This is a genomic window from Nitrospira sp. Nam74, assembly GCF_965152615.1.
The window spans coordinates 1,711,075-1,723,758 of record NZ_OZ224220.1; the positions used below are offsets into that span (position 1 = coordinate 1,711,075).

Here is a 12,684-nt window from a genome sequence, read left to right on the forward strand (position 1 = left end):
TTCCCCCATAGGTCACCTAGCGGTTGGTGTATGGTCCCTCTTCTTCATAGGCCATTTTAGAATTCTTAACGTGTGAATCTGCAATCAGTCGAATCGCAGGAAGCCTGACAGCGGAACTGCCAGCGAAGTAGGTGACGTTTTCTACGGGTATGGAAGTGGGCTTCGCGTACCGATGTCGCCGCCCTTATTCAATCGCTTGGAGCGTGACCGTGATCTGCTGGCGGCGACGCTCGCGAAGAAAATCCACCACAACTTTATCTCCCACGGCATGATGTTCGAGGACGGTGAGGAGCTCGTCGAGGGACTCTACCGGCTTGTTATCAATGTGCGTAATCACGTCTCCGAAGGCAATGGCGCCGGAACTTCGCTCCCTCAGCCCCTTCAGCCCGGCCGACTCGGCCGGACCGCCTGGTATTATTCTGCCGATCACGAGCCCCTTCACGCCCAGTCGGGCCGCTATTTCATCCGGCACGAAGGTGATGCCAAGGCCGGGTCGAATGACTTTGCCATACTTGATGAGCTCGGGAACAAGCCGGTTGACGGTATCGACCGGCACGGCGAAACCAATACCCGCGTACGCACCGCTGGGACTGATAATCTGCGTATTGATGCCGATCAGTCGCCCCGAGCTTTCAAGGAGCGGTCCACCTGAATTGCCCGGATTGATTGCCGCATCGGTTTGGATGACGCCATCGATCGTACGATTCGTCATCGACTTAATCGTCCGTCCAACAGCGCTGACAACGCCGGTGGTCAGCGTGTGGTCCAGTCCAAACGGATTTCCGATGGCTAGCACTTTTTGTCCGACGCGAAGGCCCCGTGAGGTGCCGATTGAAATAGGAACCAGTGTCTCGGTAGGGGCCTGGATTTGCAGGACGGCGAGATCATGATCTGGATCGAGCCCTACGACTCGTGCCCGGTGTTCCGTGCGGTCGGCCAAGGTCACCGTGATGGTATCGGCGCCATAGATGACATGAAAATTGGTCACGATGTGTCCCTGCTTGTTCCAAATAACCCCCGACCCTGATCCTTGAGGGACTTCAAACAGGTTGAGGGACCAGGGACCGCGGCGGATGGCAGTGTTCGCTATGAACACAACGGATTTGGAGGCGTTCTCAAATACGGAAATGGTGGTCTGTTCATCGAGACCCAGACCGAAGGCTGGAGTGGAGATCTGACGAGGTTGGACCTCGGGGCCTGAATAATGTGCCCCAAGCGGGCGTCCCCATTCATCGCGGCCTGCCGCATAGGCGATAACTCCCGCCAGCATAAAGCTGAGGAACAAGGCAACGTATCGTAGCGTCACTGTCCAATCATATAGTCATACAGGATTCGAACCAGAGCAGAACAGAAGCGGGACGGTTTGCCGAACGATCCATTGTCACCGCGACGAGGCAATTCGTACCATGCCTCATCGCCTCCGTGAGTCACTATGTCCGTTTATTTCGGATTCACGGTCAGGTAGACCGTTGCATTCCCCCGCGTGATCAGGAGCAGTACACGGGAATTTGCGTCAAGTTCGTTGACAAGGTTTTCGAAATCCTGAACATTGCGAACCGGCTTCCTATTCATTTCTCGAATAATATCCCCGGTCTTTAGACCGGCCTGGTCGGCGGGAGAATCAGCTTGGACCTCGCTCACGGACACACCGGTTTCCTTCCGGCCTTGCCGCCCTTGTCGGTCACTAAGCGGTTCAACCGTGACCCCTGCAAGGGCATGTTCACCGTGTCCGCTGCCCGGTTCACCGCGTGAAGCTTTTGCCATATCTTTCGGCAATTCGCCGACGGTGAGCTTGACGTCCTTATTACGTTTATCTCGGAGAATCGTGACCGTGACGGTGGTGTCAGGAGCCGTATCTGCGACTAGGGATCGAAGGTGGGCTGGATCCTTGATTTCCGTCCCATTGTACGCCGTAATAATATCTCCCCGCTGGAGCTTGCCCTTAGCCGCCGGGCTGTCTTCCATGACATCCGCAATGAGCGCACCCTTGGTGTCGGCTGCCCCAAACTCCTTCGCCAGGTCTTGGTTGATCTCTTGAATTGAGACGCCCAGCCAGCCCCGCACGACTTTTCCGTGTTTGACAAGGCTGTTCATGACTGTTTTTGCCATATTGCTCGGAATAGCGAATCCAATGCCCATATTGCCGCCCGTGCGGCTAAAGATGGCTGAATTGATGCCAATGAGTTGTCCCTGAAGATTGACCAGGGCACCGCCTGAGTTCCCGGGATTGATCGCGGCATCGGTTTGAATGAAATCCTCGTAATCGACAATGCCCATATTGGCGCGTCCGACGGCGCTAATAATGCCCATGGTCACCGTTTGATTCAGACCAAACGGGTTGCCCACGGCAAGGACCAGTTCCCCCACTTGAAGTTGATTGGAATCACCCCAGGACAGAACCGGCAGGTTTGTTGCCTCAATCTTAATGACTGCCACATCGGTCTTTGGATCCGAACCAATGACCTTTGCTTTGAACGTTCGTTTGTCGGGCAGCAAGACCTTGATTTCATCCGCCTTTTCGACAACGTGATTGTTGGTGATGATATGCCCCTCTGCACTGACGATGACGCCGGATCCCAATCCCTGCTCACGGCGCTCCTTCGGGACGGGGAGGCGGCGCTCCTCTTCGCCGAAGAATCGGCGGAAAAACGGATCGTTGAAAAACGGATTCAACGGCCCCTCGCCGCTTTGAGCCGATTTTTGCGAGGAGGAGATATTGACCACGGAGGCTTTCGCCAATTTTGCTACCGAAATGAACGTCTCATTGCCGGGAAAGCTGCTTGTTTGAAATGGAGTCGCAGGGCTGGCAGCGTGCGCGACAAGGTCGGACGACAGGCGCTCCATCGGTTGGGGCTCTCGAGAGCACTGGGATGTCCCAAAGAGCAATAGTACCAAGCCCACCGCCGAAGCATTCTTCCACCGATCAGTCAGCTCGCAGCCACTCCACCGTCGCACAAGACTCATGAGGCACTCCTTCTTGGTCTCGTCTCACATTCGATGTTTAAATAATCTTATCATTTCCGGGAGTCAAGGCTAGGCTACGGTATCGTGCCGCCGTTGTTTGGCAGGGAGTCAGCTCTTGTAGCTGTTCGATACGATCCATTAAGATGTCCCCCTCTCGTGCAACCGCCACGATTAACCTTGGAATCGGAGTGTCAGGCTATGAACGCAAAAACCGGTCACGATCAGCACGGCTCGTCGGCGACGTCCAGCGCGACACGCATGGAACGCGACACGATGGGAGAGCTTGCTGTCCCTGCCGCAGCCTACTATGGAGTCCAAACCGCCCGGGCCGTCGAAAATTTCCCCATTAGCGACCTTCGCTTTCCTCGATCCTTTATCCGGGCCATGGGATTAATTAAATGGGCCGCGGCGAGTGTCAATGTCTCTCTTGGCCTGCTTGAAAAAAGGATTGCGGATGCCATCCTGACATCGAGTCGAGAAGTCATAGACGGGCAGTGGGACGAGGAATTCCCTGTCGATATTTTCCAGACCGGCTCGGGAACCTCGACGAACATGAACGTGAACGAGGTCATTGCCAACCGGGCGGCCGAGCTGCTGGGTGGCGCTCGAGGCAGTAAATTGGTGCACCCCAATGATCACGTCAATTTAGGACAATCGAGCAATGACGTCATCCCGACAGCGATCCATATCGCCGCGGTCGACAGCATCGAGCGCCAACTTGTTCCCGCGCTGACACGTCTTCAGCAGGCGCTGGCCCGCAAGGCGCAGGAGTTTGACAAGATCGTCAAGATCGGCCGAACCCATCTTCAGGATGCCACGCCGGTGCGCTTAGGGCAGGAGTTTAGCGGCTATGCCCGCCAAATTGAACTCGGACTTGAACGAGCGAAGCACGCCCAACGAGTGCTGAGTGAAGTCGCTCTCGGCGGGACGGCAGTCGGTACCGGGCTGAATGCGCATCCCGAATTCGCCGGTCGTGTGCTGGCCAGTATCTCCCGCGAAATCGGGTGCGAGTTCCGTGAGGCGACGAATCATTTTGAAGCGCAATCGACTCAGGATTCACTTGTTGAAGCCAGCGGGGTGCTTCGCACGATTGCTGTGAGCCTCATGAAGATTGCGAATGATGTTCGATGGCTCGGTTCGGGCCCTCGATGCGGACTCGGCGAAATCATCTTGCCTGAAACCCAACCGGGATCCTCCATCATGCCCGGTAAGGTCAATCCCGTGATTGCCGAATCCGTCACCATGGTGGCGGCGCAAGTAATCGGTAATGACGTGACCATTACGGTCGGTGGACAGTCCGGAAATTTTGAATTGCTCGTGATGCTTCCCGTTATGGCGTACAACCTGCTCCAGTCGATTGAATTATTGGCCACTGTCTCCAATAATTTTGCGGCTCGCTGTATCGAAGGCGTGAAGGCCGATGAAGAACGCTGTCGAAATTTCATCGAACAAAGTCTGGCCATGTGCACAGGCCTGGCTCCAGAAATTGGCTACGATGCGGCGGCAAAACTGGCGAAAGAAGCGTATCGCACGGGAAAGAGCGTGCGTGATATTGCACGCGCTCAGAAAGTACTGCCCGAAGATCGGCTCACGGCACTGCTGGATCCGTGGCGTATGACCGAGCCGGGAGGGCCGGTGGGTTCTGCAGGTGGTTGAGGCGGCGTTCAGATCCATTCAGTCGTCATCGCGGTCGTCATCGGTCCCGCCTGCGCCTCTCGTCGATCCGCTCATTCAGGACTTACGGAGTCCTGTGCATTTTGACATTCCAAATGTTGCTGTGCTACTTTCGCGAAATTGTTCAGGACTTAATGCTTATTCATCGGTGGGGTCGCAATGGGTGAAGTAACTGTGAGTGGCCAACGGGCTCACGTTATCATTGTTGTGGGCGCTGGTCCAGCGGGTATGTCGGTCGCGAATATCATGTCCAAAGCCGGGCATGAGGTCATCATTTTGAATCGGGACATAAAATTCGGCGGGCTCGCCGAATATGGAATTTTCCCAAGCAAATTGAAATTGCGTGGTGGTTTGAGAAAGACGTATTGGGAAGTGGTGGAACGGCCGAACGTTCATTATTTTGGCAACGTGTCCATCGGTCAAACGAAAGCACTGACGGTCGATGATCTTCGAGCTGTCGGTGCCAGTGCAGTGGTATTTGCCACCGGCGCGCAAGGTACAAAGACGATCGGTGTGGAAGGCGATTCGGCGACGGGTGTATTTCATGCAAAAGATGTCGTCTACCACTTCAATCGGCTGCCGGGCTTCGGCGAGCGACCATTTGACATGGGGCGGCGGGTCGCCGTGATCGGAGTCGGTGATGTGATGGTCGATATCGCCCACTGGTTGACCCGGTATAAGCAGGTCGAGCAGGTGACGGCGATTGCGCGACGCGGTCCGCTGGAACGAAAGTACAATCCCAAAGAAATCCGTGCCATCTGCACGAACATTGACCATGAGATGTTGCGCGCAGAGTTCTCCCGGGTGCGCTCTCGTTTAGAAGCGGTCGGCCAGGAGCCGGACAAGATTTTTAAGGACATGACCGAGGAGTTCACAAAGTGTGAGCCTACCGGAAGTGCCACCAAAATGGGATTCCGCTTTCTCGCGTCACCGCGACGTGTGCTGACCGATGCGAACAATCGCGTTCGCGCATTAGAGCTCGAGGAAACGAAGCTCGAACCCAAGGGACAAGACACCGCTGCCGTTGGACTCAAACAATATTACGAGTTTCCTTGTGATAGCGTTGTGTTCGCGGTGGGTGATCGCGTGGACGATACGCTCGGCCTTCCTTATAAAAATGGCATATTCGTCACCAACCCGAAGCCTTCCGGGAACGAGCCGGACGACGCTCTGTTTCAAGCATACGACGAGGCCACCGGTGAGATTGTGGAAGGCGTCTTCCTAACCGGGTGGGCGCGGAAAGCCAGCGAAGGTCTGGTGGGAATCGCCAAGCGCGATGGCGAATGGTGCGCGGAGGTGTTGGCTCGTTATCTCGAGACGCAGACGCCGCGCGGACGAGAACCAAGGCAAGAAGTGGTACAACGACTCCGCGAGGTCATGCAAGAACGGAACATCCAAGCGGTCGGAGTCGAAGGTCTTCGTGTGCTTGAGCAAGCGGAAAAAGCCTGCACGAAGACGCAGGACTGCATCGGAGAATTTAAGTTTGCCAGCAATCAAGAGATGCTGCACCACATTCTTCAGAACAACCTGAGCGGGATGTCACGGTAGCGATCCATCGCCCCACTTCAATTTCTTTCGAAGCACATCGTAATAGGTATGGTCCGGAAAGCGGATCAGCCGCGTCCGATGATTGGACGCATTCATCGTCACCGAGTCGCCCTGAACCATGGCGACTCCCACCTGCCCATCAAACGTCGTCATGGCCCCTTCGTCCTTCCCCGTGAGCACTACCTCGAGCCCCACATTGCTCGGAATGACAAGCGGGCGATGGGTGAGTGTGTGGGGACAGATCGGCGTCAGAATGAGCGCGTGCACCGAAGGGTTGATGATTGGTCCTCCGGCGGAGAGCGAATACGCGGTCGATCCAGTTGGCGTGGAAATAATCAGTCCGTCGCCTCGCAGTCGGGTCACGAACTGCCCTTCGATCGAAATTTGAATTTCGATCATGCGAGCCAGTGTTCCTTTACTGATGACGACGTCATTCAGGACGGTCGCCTGAGCGACATGCTCTCCGTGACGATCGATCCGCGCGCGCAACATGAGCCGCTCTTCCAGGTGATACTCTCCTGCAAATATGCTCAACAATGTTGGGTAGAGATGTTCCACGCCGACCTCGGTCAGGAATCCCAATCCTCCCATGTTCACACCAAGAATCGGGATGCCGCGTTCTTCCACCAGGCGGGCGGCATTCAGCATCGTGCCGTCTCCACCCAACACCACGAGCATATCCGCTAGGGCAGCCATTTGCGGCTTTTGATGCGTCGCCGACTCACCGATCAATGCGGCTGTCTTGCTGTCCAGCACGACGTCTTTCTGATGCTCTCGCAACCACGATACCAAATCCTTTAGAATAGGTTTGACGTCGGGGAATTTCGGCTTCGTCAGGATACCGATGGTGTTCATTTGGTCGTGATTACACATGAGGGTCTGCAGCGTGGGAAGGGCGATTGTATCGAGGCCTCAGAATGGTGTCAACGAAGGGCTGTCGTCTCTCGGATTCGTGCGACGTTCGGCATTAGGAGCTCTTGACATGCCCGGTTTCGGCCGATAGAATTACAGCAGCATTTCCGATAGTTTGCCTACGTTTTCGTCTCACCGCAAAGCCACAGAGGAGGTAGGATGTTCGAACGATTCACGGATAAGGGTCGCAAGATCATCATCCTAGCCAGGGAGGAAGCAGAGCGCCACCAGAATGACTATCTGGGCACGGAACATTTGGTCTTGGCCATTCTCCGTGAGACGGACGGCATCGCCCTCATGATCATTAAGAAAATGGGTCTCTCCACTGAGCAGATCAGGTTGGAGATCGAACGGAATCTTCCCGGTGGCGGGACCACCATGACGTTCGGTGAAATCCCGTTCAGCCCTCGCGTGAAGAAGGTTATCGAATATGGGGTCGAAGAAGCTCGCCTGCTCGGTCACAACCATATCGGCGGCGAACATTTGCTGCTTGGACTTCTGAGAGAAGAAGAGGGCATCGGCGGAAAAATTCTTCGAAGCTTGGGCGCGAACTTGCTGACGGCTCGACAACTGACGGTGACGTTCCTCCGCAAGTCGGCGCCACGTGAACGCGATCGGAAAAGCAATACGCCGGCGCTTGATGAGTTCGGTCGCGATCTGACTCAATTGGCGCAAGAAGGTCAATTAGATCCGGTGATCGGACGTGCGGACGAGATTGAGCGCGTGCTGCAGATTCTGAGCCGGCGCACGAAAAATAATCCTGTTCTGATCGGAGAGTCCGGCGTCGGCAAGACCGCGATCGTGGAAGGTCTAGCTCAGCGTATCGTGCAATCCGAAGTCCCCGATAACCTGCTGTCGAGGCGTGTGATCGCGCTGGACCTCGGTTCGCTCGTCGCGGGCACTAAATATCGAGGCCAGTTTGAAGAACGGCTCAAAGTCGTGATGAAAGAAATCGCCCAGGCGGGCAACATCATCATCTTCATCGATGAGCTTCACACCTTGGTTGGAGCCGGCGCGGCAGAAGGGTCGATTGATGCCTCGAATATGTTGAAGCCCGCATTGTCGCGCGGTGAGATTCAGTGCATTGGCGCCACGACGTTGGACGAGTATCGCAAGCACATCGAAAAAGACGGCGCCCTCAAGCGGCGTTTTCAGCCGATCTACGTGCAGCCGCCAAGCATCGATGAGACGATCCGCATTATTCAAGGTCTGCGCGATCGGTATGAAGAACACCACGGCGTGGAGATCACAGAAGAAGCAATTGTGGAAGCCGCCAAGCTGTCTGATCGCTATATTACTGACCGGTTCCTTCCGGACAAGGCGATCGATCTCATCGACGAAACGGGGTCTCGTGCCAAGCTGCAGACGTATGCTTTGCCCGGCGAATTAAAGGCATTGGAGCAAGAGCTCAAGAAAGTGTCGCGTGAGAAAGAAGTCGCCATCTCACTGCAGAATTTTGAGGAGGCGGTCAAGTTTCGTGAGGAGGAGGAGCGGCTCCGGAAGCTCCTCGAAGAATCGAAGCGAGAGTGGAAGAAGACTCAGGAAAAGAATCGGCCCGTCATTTCGAAAGAGGACGTGGCCTACGTGGTCTCAAAGATGACCGGTATCCCGCTCTTCAAATTGGAAGAGGAAGAATCCAACAAGCTGCTCAATATGGAGGAGTTTCTCCATAAGCGGATCGTGGGGCAGGAAGAGGCTATTTCCGCCGTCTGCCGTGCGATTCGTCGCTCACGCGCCGGGATCAAGGACGCGAAGAAGCCGATCGGCTCGTTCATTTTCCTTGGACCCACCGGAGTCGGAAAAACGGAATTGGCGCGGGCCCTCGCTGAATTCCTGTTCAATACGGAAGATGCGTTGGTTCGAATCGATATGTCGGAGTATCAGGAGAAGTTCACGAGCTCCCGTCTCTTTGGGGCTCCTCCCGGATATGTGGGGTACGAAGAAGGCGGCCAGTTGACCGAGCGTGTCCGGCGGCGTCCGTATTCAGTCGTGCTGTTCGACGAAATTGAAAAAGCACATCCGGATATCTTCAACGTGATGCTCCAGGTCCTCGATGACGGAGTACTCACGGATAGCCTCGGGCGCAAGGTGGATTTCAAAAATACGGTCATCATTATGACCTCCAACCTGGGGACGAAGTTGATCCAGAAAGGCGTCTCGCTCGGCTTCCATCGAGTGGAGCAAAGCGATCATGATCGTCGGATCAAGGACGATGTGCTGGGCGAATTGCGTCGGTCCTTCAGTCCGGAGTTTCTCAACCGGATCGATGAAGTCGTGGTCTTCCACCCGCTTGAGAAGGAGCACTTAATCAGCATCACCGATATTCTGATCAAGGAACTCAACGCGCGCCTGCTCGAACGGGGTGTGCAGTTGGAAGTCGGCGATGACGTAAAGCAGTGGCTGATCCAAGAAGGCTATCAACCGCTGTACGGTGCGAGGCCCATGCGTCGGACGATCCAAAAGAACATCGGCGATCCGCTCTCGGAAGAATTGCTCAGAGGCCGGTTCAAAGATGTGCGGAGGATCAAGGTCGTATTGCGAGACAACGCACCCAATTTCATTGAAGCGGAGGCGATGGCCGGCGTCTAATCAGGCAGCTATCGCACATTCAACACGCATCGGTCAGTTCAAGTCACAATTAGCACGACCCTCGGGTGATTTCCACTCGAGGGTCGTGCTGTCTAAAAGCTAGTTCGGATTGAGTGATTACACAAGGTGACGGCATCGCAGCGAAATCAATATTTCCCGCTTCTATTTCTTCCGTGCAGGCTTCGGCTCTGACCCTGTTAGGCCTCGAAACATCATGTGATGAAACGGCGGCCGCCGTGATGCGTGGAGAGGGCATACTCCTTTCCAGCGTGCTGTATTCTCAGCACGATGTCCATCGGAGATATGGCGGTGTGGTACCCGAGTTGGCTGCGCGTCGGCATATTGAAACGGTGGAAGCGGTGGTGGCCGAGGCGATGACTCAGGCGAAGATTGAGTGGTCGGATCTCCATGCCGTGGCCGTCACGTCCGGACCTGGATTGGCTGGCGCATTGCTCGTCGGGGTGAGCGTTGGAAAAGCATTAGCCTATGCGAGAGGCATTCCTCTCATTGGAGTGAATCATCTCGAAGGTCATATTGCGTCTGCGTGGATGGAGTGCCCCGATTTGCCGCGCCCTTGTATGATCCTGGTCGTTTCGGGTGGGCACACACATCTGTACCTGACCGGGTCCGTGGGAGCCTATCAATTGGTGGGGCATACGCTCGACGACGCGGCCGGCGAGGCGTTTGATAAGGCAGCGAAGATGTTGGGACTGGGTTTTCCCGGCGGACCTGCACTGGATCGACTCGCCCAATTCGGTAATCCTGCTGCCGTTTCCTTTCCCCGGCCCTATCTAAAAAATAATAACTTGGATTTTAGCTTCAGTGGAATCAAGACGGCGTTACTGTATTATCTGCGCGACTTGGAGCGGTCGGGGACTCCGAGACCATTGGCCGACATTGCCGCGAGCTATCAGGAGGCCATTGTTGAAGTCCTTGTGGATAAAGCGTTTGCCGCCGTGAAGGAGTACAAGGCCTGCGCGCTCGCGGTGGTGGGGGGCGTGTCCGCCAATTCACGCCTCCGCACGCTGCTTACTGCTCGGGCTAGCAAAATGGGCATTCCGTTAGCCATTCCCCGAGGAGCCTTCTGCACCGACAACGCGGCGATGATTGCAGCGGCCGGGCGTCAAGCCTATTTAGCCGGACATCGGGCGTCCTGGGAGTTAGAAGCGGATCCTGAATGGTCATTGCACACCACCGATTCGAACGCCCCATCCTCTGTGCCGAGCGGTAGAGGCAAGGGATCGACTCGATTACGTCCTGCAGGGAGATCCTAAGATTCCAACCATCCTTGGGAATATTCATGGCTTAAAAGCCGGGCAGCTTCTGCGGCTTCAGCATCTCTACCGGCGTCGTGTGCCGGTTGACAAGGTGGTCACGCCTGAACTCGCTCGTGCCTGCACGGAACTGTCGGCCGAGATTCGCTGCCAGATCGGCCTCGTCATCAATCGGCGTGGCAGCATCGAACAAGTCATTGTTGGAAATGGCCGAGAATTGATCTTAAACGACCTCTGGAAATACCGAGTGGGGGCTCGGTCATTGCGGGGCGTGAGACTCGTTCATACTCATTTACAAAATGAGCCCCTCAGTCAGGACGATTTAACCGATCTCGCACTGTTGCGACTGGATTTGATGGCCGCAGTCGGCGTGGGCCAAGACACGCTTCCCGCTTCAATGTATGTGGCGCATATTCTCCCGGCAAATCCGAAAGGGCAATTATGTGAAGTATTGCCCGAATCGTCGTTCCATGCGTTTCATTTGGATTGTGCCGAATTCATACACGCGCTCGAAGATGAGCTGGCACGCGAGGCGGCCAGCCATGAGATCAAGGCCGGAAACTCCACGGCCATTGTCGTCAGCGTCTCGACCAAGGGCCGTTTGCTCCAGGAAGAACGGGTGGAGGAGCTCATCGAACTGGTGCAATCCGACGGTATGACCGTCCTCGACACGGTACGGCAACGCCCAAAGGAAATCCACCCGAAATATTTGCTCGGTATCGGGAAGCTGAAGGAAGCGGTCATGAAGGCCTTGCAGCAGGGCGCGGATCTCTTAATTTTCGACCAGGATTTGACGCCGGCCCAGGTGCGCGCTATCGCCGAGATTACCGATATGAAGGTGGTGGATCGCACCCAGGTCATTCTCGATATTTTTGCGCGTCGTGCTCATAGCCGCGAGGGCAAGATTCAGGTTGAGCTGGCCCAATTGCGATACCTGCTTCCCAGGCTGACCACTGCAGGCCGCACCCCTGTCCTATCGCGGTTGGGTGGAGGCATTGGCGCGCGAGGGCCTGGAGAAACGAAATTGGAGACGGATCGGCGAAGAGTTCGCGATCGGATCACCCATCTGGAACGGGAATTGTCGGCCTTCACACGCCACCGTGACCAACGCCGCGCTCAGCGCTCCCGACGAATGATGCCTGTAATCTCCATTGTCGGCTACACGAACGTGGGAAAATCGACCCTGCTGAACGCCTTAACGGATAGCCATGTGTCGGCCCAAGATCGGCCGTTCGAGACGCTCGATACGGCGAGTCGCCGTCTGAGGTTTCCTCATGATCGCGAGGTCATCATCACCGATACTGTAGGGTTTATCCGGGATCTTCCTAAAGATCTGCTCGGGGCCTTCAGTACGACCTTGGAAGAACTGCAGGATGCCGATGTCCTCTTGCATCTTGCGGATGCCGGTTCCCGAGATCTTGATGGTCAGATCCAAGCGGTCGAAAAGACGCTGTCCGATCTAGGGCTGAACCATATTCCGCGCCTCTTGGTGCTCAACAAGATTGATCGCCTGGAGGCGAAGGACGCTGAGGTTTTGCGTAAACGCTATCAGGCGGTCGCCATCTCAGCGCTTCGCCCTGAAACATTGCCACCCTTGATCGACTGCCTGGATCGGTCTCTGAACCACGCCAAGATCGCAGGCAACGGTCTGGATACTGATCCGATCAAACGACCGTTTGCGATGATGGAAAATGCCGCCGGGTCTTAGTCGCATTGAGGTCTC

8 protein-coding genes are annotated in these 12,684 nt (G+C 55.7%); 5 read left to right on the plus strand and 3 right to left on the minus strand.

Features of this window, described 5'->3' with window-relative positions; all coding sequences use genetic code 11:
* Positions 1 to 184 precede the first annotated feature (184 nt).
* Together ACWHYZ_RS08220 and ACWHYZ_RS08225 are read right to left on the minus strand one after the other, a co-directional pair.
* Positions 185 to 1,306, minus strand: a complete 1,122-nt coding sequence (locus tag ACWHYZ_RS08220) for a S1C family serine protease (protein WP_447986796.1) — start codon at positions 1,304 to 1,306, stop codon at positions 185 to 187.
* A gap of 134 nt (positions 1,307 to 1,440) precedes the next feature.
* Entirely contained in the window at positions 1,441 to 2,964 is a 1,524-nt protein-coding gene (locus ACWHYZ_RS08225; protein WP_447986797.1) for a DegQ family serine endoprotease, read from the minus strand.
* Positions 2,965 to 3,162: 198 nt separating this feature from the next.
* On the opposite strand from ACWHYZ_RS08225, the gene ACWHYZ_RS08230 reads away from it, so the two are divergent.
* Complete coding sequence (locus ACWHYZ_RS08230) at positions 3,163 to 4,620, plus strand: class II fumarate hydratase (RefSeq protein ID WP_447986798.1); 1,458 nt, start codon at positions 3,163 to 3,165, stop codon at positions 4,618 to 4,620.
* Positions 4,621 to 4,797: 177 nt separating this feature from the next.
* Positions 4,798 to 6,186: an FAD-dependent oxidoreductase gene (locus ACWHYZ_RS08235; protein ID WP_447986799.1), complete on the plus strand. Its 1,389-nt coding sequence runs from the start codon at positions 4,798 to 4,800 to the stop codon at positions 6,184 to 6,186.
* Here ACWHYZ_RS08235 and ACWHYZ_RS08240 read toward each other — a convergent pair.
* Positions 6,178 to 7,059, minus strand: coding sequence for an NAD(+)/NADH kinase (locus ACWHYZ_RS08240; RefSeq protein ID WP_447986800.1), 882 nt, complete (start codon positions 7,057 to 7,059; stop codon positions 6,178 to 6,180). The two genes, ACWHYZ_RS08235 and ACWHYZ_RS08240, sit on opposite strands and share 9 nt — an antisense overlap.
* Before the next feature lie 198 nt (positions 7,060 to 7,257).
* Between ACWHYZ_RS08240 and ACWHYZ_RS08245 the strand changes: the two genes are divergently transcribed.
* The 3 genes from ACWHYZ_RS08245 (at position 7,258) to hflX (ending at position 12,669) form a co-directional block, all read left to right on the plus strand.
* Complete coding sequence (locus tag ACWHYZ_RS08245) at positions 7,258 to 9,687, plus strand: ATP-dependent Clp protease ATP-binding subunit (RefSeq protein WP_447986801.1); 2,430 nt, start codon at positions 7,258 to 7,260, stop codon at positions 9,685 to 9,687.
* A gap of 188 nt (positions 9,688 to 9,875) precedes the next feature.
* Positions 9,876 to 10,961: a tRNA (adenosine(37)-N6)-threonylcarbamoyltransferase complex transferase subunit TsaD gene (gene tsaD, locus ACWHYZ_RS08250; protein ID WP_447987539.1), complete on the plus strand. Its 1,086-nt coding sequence runs from the start codon at positions 9,876 to 9,878 to the stop codon at positions 10,959 to 10,961.
* A gap of 79 nt (positions 10,962 to 11,040) precedes the next feature.
* On the plus strand, positions 11,041 to 12,669 hold the full coding sequence (hflX, locus tag ACWHYZ_RS08255; RefSeq protein WP_447986802.1) for a GTPase HflX: 1,629 nt from the start codon (positions 11,041 to 11,043) through the stop codon (positions 12,667 to 12,669).
* The last annotated feature ends 15 nt before the right edge of the window (positions 12,670 to 12,684 follow it).